Genomic DNA, 17,314 nt, shown 5'->3' with positions numbered 1-17,314 from the left:
TTACACTCCTGAAATAAGACTCTGCCGCAAAGTTTGCAGCACCGGCGCAGTATTGGGTCTCACCTTGCGCCATAGATAAAAGCTTTCCGCCGCCTGCCCCACCAACATGCCCAAACCATCGATACAGTCTTTGGCACCCAGAGACCGGGCCCATTCGTTAAACACGGTGGCGTTGGCGCCATACATCATGTCATAACACACGGTTTGATTGTCGATGGCGCTGGCATCCAGTGCTGGCAAGTCACCATTAAGACTCGCCGAGGTTGAATTGATAATGACATCGAAGGGGCTGCGGATATTGTTGCCTTCAACAACTTGGATATTGGCCTCTGGACATAATGCAGCCAGCGCTTCGGCTTTGCTCAAGGTACGATTACTGATGGTCAGCCTGGCACCGGCACGAATAAGCGGCAGCAAGGCACCACGGGCCGCGCCGCCAGCCCCCACCAGGAGCACCCGCTTAGCATTTAGCTCAACACCATGGCGGATGAGGTCGGCCACCAGCCCCATGCCATCGGTGTTATCTCCCCGAAGTCGCCCGTCCGGCAACTTTATAAGTGTATTGACCGCACCGGCGATGCGGGCATCATCACTGAGCTCATCACAAAGGGCAAAGGCCTGCTCTTTAAAGGGCACTGTCACATTTGCCCCTCGGCCCCCTGCGGCCATAAATGTTGTCACGGCTTCGCCAAAGCCATCCAGAGGCGTCAGTATCGCCTCATAACTGAGGGTCTGCCCGGTTTCTTTGGCAAACATGGCATGAATTTGCGGCGACTTACTGTGGCTGATGGGATTGCCAAATACGGCGTATCTGTCTGTCATGGATAACAAATCGGCTATAGGGGTTGGCTTCAGTCTACCCTTGCCCTTTTGGTTACGGCAATGGCGCCGTGCAGAGGAATTTTCAGGCGCACCACAAAATACCGCGCTGATGTATACTGCCGGGCAGTTATTGCCAGACAAAAACCGTATTTACTGAGTAGCAAGATGAACTGGATAAAGAAGATATTCCGCCAACAGCCTCAGGATGACCGAGATCCGAATCAGTCCAACGCTTACGACATGATAGGTGGCGACAAAACCATTCGCGCCATTGCTAAACAGTTTTACGCCCGTATGCAGCAAGGTGAAGACACCCAAAAACTGCTGGCAATGCACCCGGGGCCAATCGAGCAATCAGAACAGAAGCTGTATGAGTTTTTAAGCGGCTGGCTCGGCGGACCTCAGCTGTTTCAGCAAAAGTATGGTCATCCTGCGCTGCGGGCAAGACACATGCCCTTCGCCATTGATGAGCAGATGCGGGATCAGTGGCTGCTGTGCATGCAGCATGCGCTGGAACAGGAAGTGGCAAATGAGCAACACCGCAAGGTGATCTACCAGGCTATTGCCACCCTGGCAGACCACATGCGTAACCAATAAGCCAAAATTAATACTGATTGGTTACTTTCGTGAATCAATTAGCCAGCCAGTCCTGGGGCTTGAGGAAGCGCTCGTACAGCTCCGCCTCAGGGGTCCCGGCTTCAGGACTGTAAGCATACTGCCAACGTACCAGCGGCGGCATCGACATCAAAATCGATTCGGTGCGGCCACCGGTTTGCAACCCAAACAGAGTGCCACGGTCGTACACCAAGTTAAATTCAACATAGCGGCCACGACGGTAAAGCTGAAAATCCCGCTCACGCTCGCCGTAAGCCGTGTCTTTACGACGCTCAACAATCGGCGCATAGGCCTTGAGGAAACCCTTACCCACCGCCTGCATGTAGTCAAAGCACTTATCAAATTCCCAATGGTTAAGATCGTCGAAGAACAGACCTCCAACACCACGGGTTTCACCACGGTGTGGCAGGAAGAAGTACTTATCGCACCACTCTTTGTACTTGGGATACACATCATCGCCGAAAGGCTCACACAGATCTTTGGCGCTTTGGTGCCACTCTTTCACGTCCGACTCAAACGGATAGTAAGGCGTTAAATCGAAACCGCCACCAAACCACCACACAGGGTCAGCACCCTCTTTACGGGCAATAAAGAAGCGTACGTTGGCATGGGTAGTTGGGATATAGGGGTTTTTGGGGTGGATAACCAAGGAAACCCCCATCGCCTCAAAACTGCGGCCAGCAAGCTCAGGCCGGTGCGCCGTAGCCGATGCAGGCATAGAGGCGCCCATCACATGGGAGAAGTTCACCCCGGCCTGCTCAAACACAGCACCATCGGTCAGCACCCGGCTGATCCCACCGCCGCCTTCGGCGCGCTGCCAGCTGTCGGTGGCAAAGCTTGCTTTACCATCCAGCCCTTCCAGGCCAGCGCAGATGTTTGCCTGCAGCTGCATTAAAAACGCTTTTACCTCATCGGCGTTGGGAAGTCCCATGCTGTGTTCCTTCTTATCCTTGTCTGAAAATATGGCCGGTTTGAATATCGATAATGGTGGATGGCTGCCGGGATGGCCCCAAATCACCCAGCACCACGGCATCAATTTTATCGCCAAGCTGAGTTTGCACTTCATCCAGCGTCAATGCTGGCGGCTCACCTGCCAGGTTGGCACTGGTGGACACCAGAGGCTTTTGGCAGGCATCACACATGGCACGCACGCCTTCATGGACGCTCACCCGCACGGCTATGGTATCAAAGCCGCCCCTGAGCATACGCGATACCCCGGCTTGGGCCGGAATCACAAAGGTGAACGGGCCGGGCCACTTGTCGAAGGCGGCCTGCAACTGATCTTCGGTCACGCGGCTTAAATCGAGATAGGGTTTCAGCTGGTCGAAGCCGCTGGCAATCAGAATCAGCCCCTTTTCCCACGGGCGCTGCTTTAGCGCCAACAGCTTCTCAATGGCAGCATCATTATCCGGATCGCAACCCAAACCATATACCGCCTCGGTGGGATAGGCCACCACGCCGCCACTTTCGATAATGCCACTGACTTCGGAGGGGTTTACCTGCAACATTAAGGTTATCTCAACGATTCATAAGTTCGCACCAATGCCACCCCAACACTCGGCAGGTCGCTCAGTATAGCGACAAGGCGGACAAGCTTAAAGAAATGTGCCCCGGGTCACAGAGGCCGTTTGTATTTGCACGGTTTATTGGGGCATTCGAGACGGCTGCCGCTGGCGCCTTTTCGTTGTACCAGCAGCGCAAAGCCACAATCTGGGCAAGTTTCAGCTACAGGCGGAAACTTGACCAAAAACTTGCACTTGGGGTAGCAGGAGCAGGCATAAAAGCCTTTGCCGTAGCGGTTGGTTCTGTGTTCCATCACACCGGTTTTGCACACCGGGCAGGCTACCGCCTCTTCCGGTGCGGCCTGATCGGGCTTTTCGATGTGATGACACTCAGGGTATTGAGTACAACCGATAAAAATACCGAAACGACCCGATTTGACCGCCAGTTCATGACCACATTCAGGGCAGGCTGAGCCCTCAATTACCTGAGTTTCGATGGATTCGTGCTGCACCAACGGCCGGGTGTACTGGCAATTAGGGTAGTTGTTGCAGCCAACAAAGCTGCCATGTTTGCTGTGACGCACCGACAGCTCGCTGCCGCATTCGGGGCAGAGCTCAAACTCACGCTCCAGGGCGTGCTCGTGGGCACTGAACAGGCTGTGATCTATCTTGGACATGGCGACCTCTACTGCAAACTGCCGCTATTTTAGCAATTGGCTGGCCTGGCCGAAAGCCAGCAAAGTCGAATAACCCAGCCCCATACATGAAGCCAGGTAAACGCCGCGCCTTAGCCAAGGCGTTGCCAGCGAGCGATGGCGAGCACCAGAGCACACAGAATTGTGAGAGGTGAAAACTCACAATAGCAATGTTATATTGTATCCAAAATAACAATAGAGACTTAACGTGAACTCCAAATCCCTCGCCCTCTGCCTGATGCTTGCCATAGCAGGCTGCGCTCAAACGCCCACATCAAACATTGCATTGACCGATACGCTTACGCCCAGGCTTGCCAACATTGAGCATACGCTGACAGCCGATGATGAACTCTACAGCATGGCCAACTTCAATCTGGCGCTGGCACTGCTGCAAAGGCCCGAAACCGATCATGAAAAGCTGCTGGTCTACCTTCGTGCCTACAGTTATTTCGGTGACATGAAGGTAATAGATGCAAAACAAGCCTCACGCCTTGCCGAGATTCTGGCGCAAATTGCGCAGGCCGCTCCTGACAGCAGCCGCGAGCAAATCGCCGTAGTGGGCTATCGCTTCTTTGCCGATAAAGACCGCGGCGCTGAGATTGCACCTTTTACTGAACTGCTGGCGTCGCAGCTGAAGCAATTGGCAGCACAACCTGCATCACTCGAGCGGGACTATGCCCTGTGGGAAACCCTGAGAGCTTATGGCTTTTTACTGTTTGAAAGCCGCAAGCACCCGGATAGCAGCCTAGCCAAAACTATGCTCGCATCAGATGCAAGCACAGTACTGCTGAACTTTGCAGGCAGCGATGCCGCCATCAGTGGCGCGGATGACTGGCCGCGAATGAATGCTTACTGGGCGCTGGCACTCTATCGTCTGGCGCTGCCAGCGGGCGACGATGGTGAAGCCACGCCTGCGGAGCGCAAACTGGATGAAGAGGTGAAAAACATTGCCGCAGCCGATGCCAAAAGTCGCGGCGAAGCGGCCAAAACGGCCTATACCCTGGGTTACCACGTCAACCGCTTTGCCGGCAAAGAAGCCTGCGAGCAGGATGCGCTTTGCGTGATCCCAGAGCTGACGCAGGTACTGCCCCAGCGCCATGAGTGTTCAGACAGCCTGTATATCCTGTCTCAGGATTTGACCGAGGCGGAGTTTGCCGAAAGCTGCACCCGACTGATTTCTCAGGAAGACAGTTTCCATGCCTTGCTGCAAACCGCCCGGGTAGCGACCGCCAACGACTTCAATCAGGCGCTGCAGGTCGTCGCTTTTAAAAACTGGAGCCAATACAACGCTTACGGACAACTGCTGTTTGATATAGGCACAGATAACGGCGGCATGTATATCGAAGGCACACCGTCCAAACCCGGCAATCAGGCCAGCTTTTTCGCCTTCCGCCAATGGTGGATTGCACCCGAATTCGCTATCTGGAATCTGAACCACGAATACGTGCATTACCTCGATGGCCGTTTTGTAAAATACGGCGGTTTTGGCCACTTCCCGGGCAAAATGGTGTGGTGGGCAGAGGGGCTGGCGGAATATGTCTCCAAAAGCAATGACAACCCCGACGCCATCAAGCTGGCGCGGGAAAAGCGCGCTGAAGCGCCCACCCTGGCGGATATCTTCGCAACCGAATACAAAGATGGATTGGACAGGACCTACCGCTGGAGTTATCTCGCCATCCGCTATCTGGCAGAGCAGCGTCCAGCCGCGTTAGTGGAGTTGTCGCGCCTGTTAAAGACCGATTATTTTGAAGGCTATGATGCCTTGCTAAGCCAAGTGGCCAGCGAAGAGCAAAGCGGTTTTGAAACCTGGTTGGATGGGCAAATTGCCCAAGCTGAAGCCCAGCCAAAAGATGCACCAACGCTGCCCCGCAAGCTTAACCGCTATGCCTACCGCGACTACTTAACGCCAGCGCATTTGCAACTGCCCAAGGATAAAACCGGCGTGCATTTCCATTTCTAAAACCGCTTTTGGTCACACTTGGCTTTGCTGAAACAATCCAAGCTAAAGGCACAATGAAAAAAGGAGACCTATGGTCTCCTTTCTTTTGATCAACTCATTTACGCAGCGCTTTTAGACAACTCTTTACGGAAGGAGTCTTGGCTCAGGAATGCAATCGGCCCGGCTGCTCGTCGAACATCATGTTTTCCATCTGGTTGTAGGCCATCTCCTGCCCGGGCGCATTGAACAGTACCATCATCACCACCCATTTGAGGTCGTCGAGGGTTAGGCTGGATTCATCCAGATCCATCACCCTGTCTATCACCATTTCACGGGCTTCGACGTTGAGCACTTTAATTTGTTCCAGAAACAGCAGGAAGCCACGGCATTCAACATCCAGACGTTCCAGCTCTTCCGGCGTATAGACACGGAAAGAGTGCTGTTCGTGACTGCACAGATAAGGCTGTTCACTGTCGCGCAAATCGGCCAGATGCTCGAGCCAATTCAGCGCCTTGATAATTTCCGACTGCCGGAAACCTGCCAGAACCAATTCTTTTTTCAGCTGGTCTTCGTCCACCAGCATATCCACTTCCAGGTCATTCTGAACATAGTTCTCGAATAGGTACATGAGGATGTCAAACATGGCTAATTCCTCCTGATTCTGACGTAACCACCGGGTACTGCAGCAACCCAACCTTGTAACTCCAACTCAAGTATTTGTTCCAGCACAAGATCTATCGGTTTACCACTATGTTCCACCAACCTGTCTAAGGGTGTGGTCTCATATTCTACACTAGCCAAGAGCTCTGGGTATGGCAACTCCTGACCTATTTCAGCCTGGATATGGGGGCGTTGGGGCAACATATCAAGCTGACAACGCAACATGGCGTCCAGTTCCTCCACTATATCGGCCGCCTCACACACAAGTTTTGCCCCCTGACGCAATAAATCGTGGCAGCCCTGATGGCGCTCATCGAGAATATTGCCGGGCACCGCAAACACTTCACGCCCCTCCTCCATTGCCAGCCTCGCACTGATTAACGAGCCACTCTTACGGGCCGCCTCCACCACCACAGTGCCCAGCGCAATCCCGGCGACAATCCGATTGCGCTTGGGAAAATTGCCGGCAAACACGCCAACATCCGGCCATAACTCGCTGACAATACAGCCCTTGGTTTGAATGTCCTGATACAGCCCCAGATGCTTTTTGGGATACACCTGCTCGATACCTGTGCCCAGGATCCCATGGGTTACCCCGCCAACACTCAAACAGCCCTGATGGCAGGCGCCATCGATACCAGCGGCGAGTCCACTGACCACAGCCAGGCCGCGACTGGCAAGATCCGCCGCCAGCTTGCGGGCCGTCTGAAGTCCGGTGTAACTGGCAGTCCTGCTGCCCACCATGGCGACAGCCGGAACGAGCAACGCCTGCGGCTGACCTTTCACAAACAACAAGGGAGGGGGATCGGAGATATTCTTAAGGAGCGGTGGATAGCAATCGCTGTCCGGACATAAAAGATGATGAAGTTCTGAGGTTTCCTGCCACTGGAGCGCAAGGTCAACCTTACGATAATCAATAGTTAAACCGGACCGCAGAGAGGGCGGCAAAGGCAGTGAGCCACTATCGCTTTCAAGCCTTTGCCTTAACTCATCCACATCCATGTGTTCGAGTAACTGTCGGATCCGGGCAGGTCCAAGCCCGGAAACCGCACCGACAATCAGCCAGTCGACCAGCGTCTGACTGATTTACTCCCCCTTAATCTCACTCTGTGAAGGCATAGAGAGTTTGTCATCCATACGAACCGGACGGCTGTTCACCATAATCAGGCCCATACTGACTTTATCAAACACCTTGAATACCATCAGATTACCGTGATAGACGTCAGGCAGCTTGATGGCATCATCACTGCCAAACTTGGCCATCAGGTCGGCATAGGCGTTACGATCTATGGTGGACACAGGGGTGCCATCTCCGTTGATCACCACGGTTTCACCATCGCGATGAATGGCAAATACATCACCGGGTTCAACACCATCGTTCTGACCTTTGCTGATATAGACCACATCCAGCTTACCGGCTTCACGAATTTCATCCTCAGTGCCAAGCACATAGGCATCCTGCACATCGGCAGGTTTAGGCATAAAGTAGGCCGACAACATCGAATCTTCTTCGATAGGCAGCACGCGGTAACCGGCTTTGGTTTCACGTAGATTGGTCAGCAGCTGCACCTTGGAGATCTCACCGGACTCAACTACCCGGCCACTGGCGGTTAAAATCACTTCCTGACCAAGCACCTCATCGGTGGCCTTGTCAGAGAAAGTCCGACCCGCGTTATAAGCGGCGACTTTCATGCCTTTGGGCAACTGCGCCTGCACATAAATAATGTCACTCTCGATATGATGGCGAGAGGGGCTTTCACCACCCAGAATCAGCGGCTGCTGAGCAAACCATTCCGCGTCGACCACACGGTTTTGGCTCAAATAAGGCTGAATAAGCTCCAGACTCACAGCAGGAATGGCGCCGCCCTTGGGCATCACCCGGCCTTCAGGGCTCTTACGCACCTGAGGCTTCACTACCAGCCGGGGTTGGCCGTCAATAAATACCAGTGTCAGGCGATCACCGGGATAAATCAGGTGGGGGTTGGCGATTTGCGGGTTGGCGTTCCACAGAGTGGGCCAACGCCAGGGGTCGTTAAGAAACTGGCCGGAGATATCCCACAGGGTGTCTCCTTTCTCTACGACATAGGTGTCCGGATGGCCTGGCTTAAGAGTCAGGGTATCAGCCAATGCAAACGAACTGGTTACCGACATTAACGCGACTAGAATTAACCGTTTCATGGGTGCATCCATGTTGTTTGGCTCGTTAGGCGAGCTTTTACTGTTATTGATTGTCGCTACGGATTAAAATTGACCCAATAGCAAAGTCAGTATAACCAACTGGCACGGATTTGACAGACTTGTTAAGAGTTTAAGTATGCCCTTACTGAAAGTATTACGCTTCCCCGATGAGAGATTGAGAACTGTTGCCCAGCCGGTAACCGAATTTACTCCTGAACTTCAGACCCAAATCGACAATATGTTCGAGACCATGTACGAAGAAAAGGGAATTGGTCTGGCGGCCACTCAGGTAGATTTTCATCAACGTCTTATCGTGATGGATCTTCAGGATGATATTGAACGCCCTAATGTGTTCATTAACCCTGAAATTGTGGCCAGAAGTGGCGATTTTTGTAATGAAGAAGGCTGCCTTTCGGTACCCGGCGTCTACGCCAAAGTGGATCGCGCCGAATTTGTGACCGTTAAGGCTCTGGATCGCCATGGCAAAGAATTTACCGTTGAAGCCGATGGTCTGTTCGCTATCTGTCTACAGCACGAAATGGATCACCTTATGGGCAAGCTGTTTGTCGACTATCTGTCGCCACTCAAGCGCCAGCGTATCCGTCAAAAGCTGGAAAAAGCCGCTCGTCACGAAAAATAAGATTCAGGTAACGTTTTGAAGCCACTGAAAATCATCTTTGCCGGTACGCCGGATTTTGCAGCGCGCCATCTGCAGGCGCTGCTGGGTTCAGACCATGAGGTCATTGCCGTTTACACCCAACCCGACCGTCCCGCCGGACGGGGGCAAAAACTCACACCCAGCCCGGTGAAGTCACTGGCGCTTGAGCACCAGATCCCTGTTTATCAGCCTAAATCACTGCGCAAAGAAGAGGCGCAGCAGGAACTGGCCGCCCTCGGTGCCGATATCATGGTAGTGGTGGCTTACGGCCTGATCCTGCCAAAGGTGGTGCTGGATACTCCGCGCCTTGGCTGTATCAACGTGCACGGCTCCATTCTGCCGCGCTGGCGCGGTGCGGCGCCCATCCAACGTGCCCTGTGGGCCGGTGACACTGAAACCGGCGTCACCATAATGCAAATGGATGTCGGCCTGGATACCGGCGATATGCTGCTCAAAACCCGCCTGCCCATCGAAGATGAAGACACCTCTGCCAGCCTGTATGAAAAGCTGGCCCAGCAAGGCCCCGAAGCATTACTGGACGCCCTCGCTGCCCTTAGCGAAGGCCGCCTGAGCGCCGAAAAACAGGACGAAGCCCAGGCCAACTATGCCGAGAAGCTCAGCAAAGAAGAGGCCCGTCTCGATTTTGCCAAGCCTGCCAAAAATCTGTGGCAGGAAGTACGCGCCTTTAACCCCTGGCCGGTGAGCTATTTCGAGCATCAGGGTCAGACCATCAAGGTATGGCAGACAAGCGTGCTGGCCGAATCCAGCGCCAAAACGCCCGGCACCATAGTTGCCGCCGGCAAACAAGGCATAGATATCGCGACCACCGATGGCGTGCTGCGTATTCACAAAATGCAGCTACCCGGCAAAAAGCCAATGGACGTGGCCGATATCCTCAATAGCCGCGGCGACTGGTTCGCTCCCGGCACCCTGCTGGCAAGCCCTGAGGCAAGCGAGTAATGAATATCCGAGCCCTCGCCGCCAAGGCGATTTTCGATGTGCTCGAGCGCGGCGTGTCGCTCTCGGTCGCCCTGCCCGCCCAGCAGCAACTGCTGCGTGATGGCAAAGACAAGGCACTGCTGGCCGAGATTTGCTATGGCGTCATGCGCCAACTGCCCCAGCTCGACAAGCTGGTCAGCGGCTACATGCAAAAGCCCCTCAAGGGTAAACAGCGCGTCATTCACCAGCTGCTGTTGGTGGGTGCCTATCAGCTGTATTTCACCCGGGTGCCGGCCCACGCCGCCATTTCCGAAACCGCCGAAGGCTGCCGCGCCCTCAAGTTTGAAAACCTGGTCAAGGTGGTCAACGGAGTACTGCGCAACATTCAGCGTCAGGTGCCGCCGCTGGATGAGTCCAACGACACCTTAAAATACAACTTCCCCGGCTGGATAATCCGCCGCCTTAAAGACGCCTACCCTGAAACCTGGGAAGACATCATTGAGGCGTCACATCAGCGCCCACCGATGTGGCTTAGAAACAACCGCCGCCACCAGAGCCGCGATGCCTATTTGCAGGCGCTTGCCGATGCAGAGATAAGCGCCGATGCGGGTCAGGGCGAAGATGCCATTTGCCTCGAATTTGCCACCGACGTTGCCCGCCTGCCGCATTTTGCCGATGGTGCGAGTTCAGTGCAGGACGGCGCTGCCCAGTGGGCTGCCAGTCTGCTGGCGCCACAAAACGGCGAGCTGGTATTGGATGCCTGCGCCGCCCCCGGCGGTAAGAGCTGCCACCTGCTGGAGCTGGCCGATATCGAGCTGGTCGCTGTGGATTTCGACGAAAAGCGCCTCGAGCGGGTGTCGCAAAACCTCGAGCGTCTCAAGCTCAATGCCAAAGTTATCCACGGCGATGCCGGCGATATCGGCAGTTGGTGGCAGGGCGACAAGTTTGACCGCATCCTGCTGGATGCGCCCTGCTCTGCAACCGGGGTGATCCGTCGCCACCCAGACATCAAATGGCTCAGACAAAACAACGACATTGCCGAGCTTGCCAAACTTCAGCAGCAAATTCTCGACAACTGCTGGCAGTGGCTCAAGCCTGGTGGCACACTGCTGTACGCAACCTGTTCCATTTTGCCTGAAGAAAACCGTGAGCAGATCAAGGCCTTCCTCGAACGCACCGCAGATGCAACCCTGGAAGCCCTGCCCAATCAGGCAGACAATAATGATATCGGCTGGCAAATCCTGCCGGGACAGGACGACATGGACGGGTTTTATTACGCCCGCCTGAAAAAAGCGCTGGTTTAGGGACTAGGCAAAACGCCATGAAAATTATCATCTTGGGCGCAGGTCAAGTCGGGGGAACCCTGGCAGAAAACCTGGTAGGCGAAAACAACGACATCACTATCGTCGACTCCGACAAAAATAAACTGCGCAGCCTGCAGGACAAATATGACCTGCGGGTGGTGGTGGGCCACGGTGCCCACCCGGATGTGCTGCGCGAGGCCGGTGCCGAAGATGCCGATATGCTGATTGCCGTGACCAACAGCGACGAGTGCAATATGTCGGCCTGTCAGATTGCCTACACCCTGTTTGGTACTCCCACCAAGATTGCCCGAATCCGCTCTGAGCAGTACCTGCACATGCAGGAGCGGCTGTTCATCGACAGCGAAACCAAAAACTCCGACAACCGCACCCGCGGCGGCTTTGTGATTGACGAACTGATTGCCCCCGAGCAGCTGGTCACGTCCTACATTCAGCGCCTGGTGGAATACCCAGGTGCCCTGCAGGTGCTGGAGTTTGCCGACGGTAAGCTGAGTCTGGTGGCGGTACGCGCCTACTACGGTGGCCCCCTGGTGGGCAACGCACTGGCGGCGCTGCGTGAGCACATGCCCAATATTGATACGCGGGTGGCGGCCATTTTCCGTCAGGGACGCCCCATCATGCCCCGCGGCACCACCATTATTGAAGCCGACGACGAAGTCTTCTTCGTGGCCGACAGCCGCCACATCCGCGCCGTGATGAGTGAAATGCAAAAGCTCGATAACAGCTACCGCAACATCATGATCGCCGGCGGCGGTAATATCGGTCTGGGTCTGGCGAAAAAGCTCGAGCGCAGCCATTCGGTCAAGTTGATTGAACACAGGGCCGAGCGCGCCGAGGCGCTGTCGGAAAAACTGGAAAACACCACGGTATTCTGCGGTGATGCCTCGGATCAGGAGTTGCTGCTCGAAGAGCACATCGACCAGACCGACGTGTTTATTGCAGTGACCAACGACGATGAAGCCAACATCATGTCGGCACTGCTGGCCAAGCGCATGGGTGCCAAAAAGGTGATGGTGCTTATTCAGCGCGAAGCCTATGTGGACATCGTTCAGGAAGCCAATATCGATATCGCCATTTCACCGCAGCAGGCTACCATTTCAGCGCTGCTGACCCACATTCGTCAGGGCGATATCTGCAACGTGTACTCACTGCGCCGCGGCGCCGCCGAGGCCATCGAAGCCATCGCCCACGGCGACCCCAGCACCTCCAAGGTGGTGGGCAAACAAATCGGGGAAATCCGTCTGCCACCGGGCACCACCATAGGTGCCATAGTGCGCAACGACGAGGTACTGATGGCCCACGACAAAACGGTGATCGAGCAAGGCGACCACGTCATCCTCTTCCTGGTAAACAAGAAGTTTATCGGCGAGGTGGAGAAGCTGTTCCAACCCAGCGCCTTCTTCTTCTGATAACCCAGAAACCGAGCCAGCCATGCTGAATTTCAGGCCCCTGCTCTTCATCCTCGGCACCTTCCTGTCGATGCTGGCAGGGTTCATGCTCATCCCGCTGCTGTTCGCCTTGCTGCACGGCGACGAAACCTCCGGCGCCTTTATGATTTCGGCCATGGTGACCGGGGTAGCTGCCAGTTTCTGCATCAGCGGCGGCAAACAAAAACACATCAAGCTCAATATCCGCGACATGTTTTTGCTGACCAGTATCACCTGGTTTGTCGTCAGCCTGTTCGCGGCGCTGCCCTTTACCCTCTACCACGGCATCAACTATACAGATGCCTTTTTCGAGACCATGTCCGGCATCACCACCACGGGTTCCACCGTGTTGTCGGGGCTCGACAATATGGACCGCAGTATCCTTATCTGGCGCTCGCTGTTGCAGTGGCTCGGAGGTATCGGCTTTATCGTGATGGCGGTGGCTGTGCTGCCGTTCCTCAACGTGGGTGGCATGCGGCTGTTTCGCACCGAATCGTCAGACTGGAGCGACAAGGCCACCCCCCGCACCCAGGACATGGCCAAGCACCTGTTCCAAATCTACATACTCCTGACCATACTTTGCGGTGTGGGCTACCACATGGCGGGCATGGATTGGTTTGAAGCCATCAACCACGCCATGACCACCCTCTCCACCGGCGGCTATTCCACGTCCGATGAATCCATGGCGCACTTCAGCCCCGGCGCCCACTGGGTCGGTACCGCCTTTATGCTGGCGGGTGGTCTGCCGCTGCTGCTGTTTGTACAGATGATCCGTGGCCGCACCCTCAAGGTATGGAACGATGCCCAGGTCAAGGGCTTCTTACTGTTTGTCGGTGCCGTGAGTGTGGCGCTGGCGGTATGGCTTGCACCTGTAAAGGAGCTTGCGTTTATCGATGCCCTGCGCCTGACCTGCTTTAACGTGGTGTCCGTGGTTACCACAACTGGTTACGGTCTCACCGACTACGGCGCCTGGGGACCACTGGCCAACGTGGCCTTTTTGTTTCTGATGTTTGTCGGCGCCTGCTCAGGCTCTACATCGGGCGGGATTAAGATCTTCCGCTTTCAAATCGCCTTCGCCATCATGCGCGAGCAATTAAAGCAGCAAATCCACCCGGCGGGCATCTTCCGTGAGCGCTACAACAACCGCCCCATCAGCGAAGACATCATTCGCTCCCTGGTCACCTTCATTCTGCTGTTTGTGGGTGTAACAGTGGCGCTGGCGGTGTTTCTGGTGGCGGTGGGGGTCGACCCCATGTCGAGCCTGACCGGCGCCATCACGGCGGTGACCAACGTGGGGCCAGGGCTTGGGCCTGTGATTGGCCCGGCGGGTAACTTTGCCGGTCTGCCCGACAGCGCCAAATGGGCACTGTCGCTGGGCATGTTACTTGGACGACTGGAGATCCTCACAGTGGCGGTGCTGTTCCATCCCAAGTTCTGGCAATACTGACGGCAATCAGGTTTTGGAATTGCCTTGCTCAGGCAGAGTCAGTCGGCTTGTGCCAACGTCAGCAAATGCTCCGCGTACTTGTCCACATCCTGCCAGTCGGTGTAGTCGATAACCGCCTTCGGGTCTGTCGGGCCGTTGGTCATCTTCATAATCAGCCGGATCATCAGGGCGTCGTACCAAGGCCATGAGGGGTAATCCACCTTACCGGCAATGATTTTCAGATCCTGGGGCTGCCAGGGCGACAGGCTCAGGAACTTCTGCAGATACTTGTTGTTTTCCAGCACCCGCTTCTCGGGATTACGGGCCACCACATTAATGCAATAGAAGCTTGATGGTCTTGACGCCAGCGCTCCCTGATAGCGGTTAACCAGTTCAAACACCGACTTATGGTAAGTGCCGTACAGCACACAGGCGCCCAGCGCCACCACATCGAAGCGCTGCCAGTCGGGCTCGGCGGCCAGCGCCTCGGCCACCGACATCAGGGTACACTCATGGCCCAGCGCGTTCAGCCTGGCGGCCATGGCTTCAGATATCTTGCGGGTATGGCCGCCACGGGAAAAATAAATGAGCAGGATCTGACGCTTGGCTGATTGAGACATGCTGGGCTCCGCAAACTATGGACACTTTATTGTGACAACCACGGCGGCAACTGTCCTGCCTTGAGGTCACAAACGGACATCATAAATGCGCAATTGCCACCGATGTCACAGTTATGAATGGGGAAATTGCCTTGGACGGCGCAGTCAATTAGAATCATCTAATCAAATGTTCCACTCAGGTTAACGGACAGAGGTTACAGATGCCACAGACTATTGATGTAAACGCCATGGTCGGCAACGCCGAAACCGCCGCAAAATGGCTGAAGGCCATCGCCAACCCCTATCGGTTGATGATCCTCTGTCTGCTGCTGGATAACGAGCTCAGCGTCACTGAGCTCAATGAAATTGTGCCCCTGAGCCAGTCAGCACTGTCTCAGCACCTGGCGGTGCTGCGGGCGGAAGATTTGGTGGATACCCGTAAAAGCTCTCAGCTGGTGTACTACAAGCTCAAAAACGAGCAGGTCACCGACATCATTTCTATCCTGCACAAACGCTATTGCAGCGTGTAACGCAGGCGCTCACGGCTTGCGGGCGGCAAAGGCATCGCCGAAGCCGTCAACCTTATCCCAATCGGTAAACTCAAAGGTGCCCTTCACATCGGTGGGGCCCTTGGTGATCCACATGATGAAACGGATCATGCTGCGGTCGAACAGGCCATAGCGGGGATAATCAATCTTACCGGCAAACACCCCCAACTGCTGTGGCTGCCACTTGGACAGCTGCAAAAACTTCTGCATATAAGGGTTGGTTTGAGGGGTGTTTTTCTCGCTTTTGCGCGCCACCACATTCACGGTGAAAAAGCCGTTTATTTTGCTGGCAAGAATCTCGGCATTCGCCGCGGCAAATTCAAACAGCGCCGGTCTGTGCTTGCCATACCTGATACTCGCACCAACCAGCACCTTGTCGGCCTCCGCCAGCAGCGGCGCCGCCGCACCAATTTCGGCCAGGGTGACTGTCTCACCCGCCGCTTCGCAGCGCGCCTTGATACGCTCGCAAATACGTAAGGTTTGGCCATCGACGGTGGAGTAAAGGATCAGGGTCTTCATTATCAGGTCTTCCAGAAGGTAGGCGTAAAGAGTACCAGCAGGGTAAAGATTTCCAGTCGGCCGAACAGCATGGCCACGACCAGCACCCACTTGGCGCCGTCGCCGATACTGGCATAGTTGCTGGCCACCTCACCCAAACCCGGGCCCAGGTTGTTCAAACAGGCCGCGGTGGCACTGAAGGCGGTAATATCGTCCAGCCCCATGGCCATCAAAATCAGCATACAAATCACGAACACCAGCGCGTAGGCCGAAAAGAAGCCCCATACCGCATCCACGACCCGATCAGGCAGCGCAGTATTACCGATACGAATAGAAAACATTGCCCGCGGATGGATAAGCCGCTTCAGCTCACGACTGCCCTGAAGCAACAGCAAGAGTACCCGGATAACCTTGATACCACCGGCGGTTGAACCGCCGCAGCCGCCGATAAAGCTTGAGAAAATCAGCAGCATCGGCAAAAACAGCGGCCACAGGTGGAAACTCTCGGTACCAAAGCCCGCAGTAGTCGAAATCGACACCGCCTGGAACAGCGCATAGTCCAGGGTTTCTTCGGCAGAATCGTAGATACCGGAGTGCAGCAAGGTGGCAAAACAGATAGCGGTCAACAGCAGTTGGATCACTATCAGGATCTTGAATTCGGTGTCCTTGAAATAGACCTTGAGATTAATGCCACGGCGACTGAACGCGGCAAAGTGGACACTGAAGTTCACCGCTGCAATCAGCAGAAACACCACGCAAATCATGTTGATCATAGGGCTGTCGAAGTAGCCCATGCTGGCGTCGTGGGTCGAGAAGCCACCGATGGCGATGGTGGAAAACGAGTGACAAATGGCATCGAACACCGACATACCGGCGGCCCAGTAGGCCAGCGCACAGGCGGTGGTCAGCAGCAGATAGATGTACCAGAGCGCCTTGGCGGTTTCGGCAATCCGCGGCGTCATCTTGCTGTCTTTCACCGGCCCCGGGATCTCAGCGCGATACAGCTGCATACCCCCGATACCCAGCACCGGCAGAATCGCCACCGCCAATACGATGATCCCCATACCACCGAGCCATTGCAACAAATGGCGGTAGAACAGAATCGCCTTGGGCAGGCTGTCGAGCCCCACAATGACGGTTGCCCCCGTGGTGGTCAGCGCCGAGAATGACTCAAAGAAGGAGTCGGTCCAGCTCAAATCGGGGGTGGAGGAGAAGATAAACGGCAAGGCACCTATGGAGCCCAGTACTGTCCAGAACAGCACCACAATCAGGAAGCCCTCACGGGTGCGCAGCTCAGATTTGTGCTGGCGGTTGGGATACCAGAACAGAAATCCCAAAATAAGGCTCACCACAAACGCCTGAATAAAAGCAGTACCGCCACCATCTTTGTAGTAGATGGCAACCAGCGCCGGTGGCAGCATGGTGATGGAAAAGAGCCCCATCAGCAGGCCGGTGATCCTTATTATTGTTCTGTATTGCATGGAGC

The 17,314-nt window shown here is 55.2% G+C and carries 18 protein-coding genes; 8 read left to right on the top strand and 10 right to left on the bottom strand.

What is annotated here, in order from left to right:
- Positions 1–822, bottom strand: coding sequence for a shikimate dehydrogenase (gene aroE / locus STH12_RS18400; RefSeq protein ID WP_126168904.1), 822 nt, complete (start codon positions 820–822; stop codon positions 1–3).
- Between the two features lie 165 nt (positions 823–987).
- Here aroE and STH12_RS18395 point away from each other — a divergent pair, with 165 nt between their 5' ends.
- A complete protein-coding gene (locus tag STH12_RS18395) occupies positions 988–1,419 on the top strand; it encodes a group II truncated hemoglobin (RefSeq protein ID WP_126168903.1) in 432 nt (143 codons plus the stop codon).
- A gap of 34 nt (positions 1,420–1,453) precedes the next feature.
- Here the strand turns inward: STH12_RS18395 and hemF are convergent, their stop codons facing one another.
- From hemF to STH12_RS18380, 3 genes are all read right to left on the bottom strand, one after another.
- Positions 1,454–2,368, bottom strand: coding sequence for an oxygen-dependent coproporphyrinogen oxidase (hemF, locus tag STH12_RS18390; RefSeq protein WP_126168902.1), 915 nt, complete (start codon positions 2,366–2,368; stop codon positions 1,454–1,456).
- A gap of 13 nt (positions 2,369–2,381) precedes the next feature.
- Entirely contained in the window at positions 2,382–2,945 is a 564-nt protein-coding gene (gene tsaC / locus STH12_RS18385; protein WP_126168901.1) for an L-threonylcarbamoyladenylate synthase type 1 TsaC, read from the bottom strand.
- 107 nt (positions 2,946–3,052) lie between these two features.
- Complete coding sequence (locus tag STH12_RS18380; protein WP_126168900.1) at positions 3,053–3,616, bottom strand: DNA topoisomerase family protein; 564 nt, start codon at positions 3,614–3,616, stop codon at positions 3,053–3,055.
- Positions 3,617–3,842: 226 nt separating this feature from the next.
- On the opposite strand from STH12_RS18380, the gene STH12_RS18375 reads away from it, so the two are divergent.
- Positions 3,843–5,594 (top strand): collagenase, encoded by a 1,752-nt coding sequence (locus STH12_RS18375; RefSeq protein ID WP_237158666.1) that lies wholly within the window; start codon positions 3,843–3,845, stop codon positions 5,592–5,594.
- 142 nt (positions 5,595–5,736) lie between these two features.
- Here the strand turns inward: STH12_RS18375 and STH12_RS18370 are convergent, their stop codons facing one another.
- From STH12_RS18370 to STH12_RS18360, 3 genes are all read right to left on the bottom strand, one after another.
- Positions 5,737–6,216 (bottom strand): DUF494 family protein, encoded by a 480-nt coding sequence (locus tag STH12_RS18370; protein ID WP_126168899.1) that lies wholly within the window; start codon positions 6,214–6,216, stop codon positions 5,737–5,739.
- Between the two features lie 2 nt (positions 6,217–6,218).
- Positions 6,219–7,235 carry a DNA-processing protein DprA gene (gene dprA, locus STH12_RS18365; RefSeq protein ID WP_126168898.1) on the bottom strand — a complete coding sequence of 339 codons (1,017 nt, stop codon included), beginning with the start codon at positions 7,233–7,235 and terminating at the stop codon, positions 6,219–6,221.
- A gap of 84 nt (positions 7,236–7,319) precedes the next feature.
- On the bottom strand, positions 7,320–8,423 hold the full coding sequence (locus STH12_RS18360; protein ID WP_126168897.1) for a LysM peptidoglycan-binding domain-containing protein: 1,104 nt from the start codon (positions 8,421–8,423) through the stop codon (positions 7,320–7,322).
- A 124-nt stretch (positions 8,424–8,547) separates the two neighbouring features.
- Between STH12_RS18360 and def the strand changes: the two genes are divergently transcribed.
- The 5 genes from def to STH12_RS18335 are packed head-to-tail and all read left to right on the top strand — an operon-like array spanning position 8,548 to position 14,204.
- Positions 8,548–9,051 (top strand): peptide deformylase, encoded by a 504-nt coding sequence (def, locus tag STH12_RS18355; protein WP_218567760.1) that lies wholly within the window; start codon positions 8,548–8,550, stop codon positions 9,049–9,051.
- Positions 9,052–9,066: 15 nt separating this feature from the next.
- Positions 9,067–10,029, top strand: a complete 963-nt coding sequence (fmt, locus tag STH12_RS18350; RefSeq protein WP_126168895.1) for a methionyl-tRNA formyltransferase — start codon at positions 9,067–9,069, stop codon at positions 10,027–10,029.
- Positions 10,029–11,312 carry a 16S rRNA (cytosine(967)-C(5))-methyltransferase RsmB gene (gene rsmB / locus STH12_RS18345; protein WP_126168894.1) on the top strand — a complete coding sequence of 428 codons (1,284 nt, stop codon included), beginning with the start codon at positions 10,029–10,031 and terminating at the stop codon, positions 11,310–11,312. Before fmt ends, rsmB begins: the two co-directional genes overlap by 1 nt.
- 17 nt (positions 11,313–11,329) lie before the next feature.
- Positions 11,330–12,739, top strand: coding sequence for a Trk system potassium transporter TrkA (gene trkA / locus STH12_RS18340; protein ID WP_126168893.1), 1,410 nt, complete (start codon positions 11,330–11,332; stop codon positions 12,737–12,739).
- 22 nt (positions 12,740–12,761) lie between these two features.
- The gene (locus STH12_RS18335; protein ID WP_126168892.1) at positions 12,762–14,204 is read left to right on the top strand and encodes a TrkH family potassium uptake protein; all 1,443 of its coding nucleotides are present in this window, start codon (positions 12,762–12,764) and stop codon (positions 14,202–14,204) included.
- A 38-nt stretch (positions 14,205–14,242) separates the two neighbouring features.
- Here the strand turns inward: STH12_RS18335 and hemG (STH12_RS18330) are convergent, their stop codons facing one another.
- Entirely contained in the window at positions 14,243–14,803 is a 561-nt protein-coding gene (hemG, locus tag STH12_RS18330) for a menaquinone-dependent protoporphyrinogen IX dehydrogenase (RefSeq protein ID WP_126168891.1), read from the bottom strand.
- A 200-nt stretch (positions 14,804–15,003) separates the two neighbouring features.
- Between hemG (STH12_RS18330) and STH12_RS18325 the strand changes: the two genes are divergently transcribed.
- Entirely contained in the window at positions 15,004–15,312 is a 309-nt protein-coding gene (locus STH12_RS18325; RefSeq protein WP_126168890.1) for an ArsR/SmtB family transcription factor, read from the top strand.
- A gap of 9 nt (positions 15,313–15,321) precedes the next feature.
- Here STH12_RS18325 and hemG (STH12_RS18320) read toward each other — a convergent pair whose 3' ends face one another.
- Positions 15,322–15,849 (bottom strand): menaquinone-dependent protoporphyrinogen IX dehydrogenase, encoded by a 528-nt coding sequence (gene hemG / locus STH12_RS18320; protein ID WP_126168889.1) that lies wholly within the window; start codon positions 15,847–15,849, stop codon positions 15,322–15,324.
- Positions 15,850–15,851: 2 nt separating this feature from the next.
- The gene (locus STH12_RS18315; RefSeq protein WP_126168888.1) at positions 15,852–17,309 is read right to left on the bottom strand and encodes a TrkH family potassium uptake protein; all 1,458 of its coding nucleotides are present in this window, start codon (positions 17,307–17,309) and stop codon (positions 15,852–15,854) included.
- Between the last annotated feature and the right edge of the window lie 5 nt (positions 17,310–17,314).

This window comes from Shewanella khirikhana (assembly GCF_003957745.1).
Classification (GTDB): Bacteria; Pseudomonadota; Gammaproteobacteria; order Enterobacterales; family Shewanellaceae; genus Shewanella; species Shewanella khirikhana.
The sequence above is the reverse complement of the archived record's forward strand: the minus strand, read 5'-3'. Positions and strand labels throughout refer to the sequence as shown.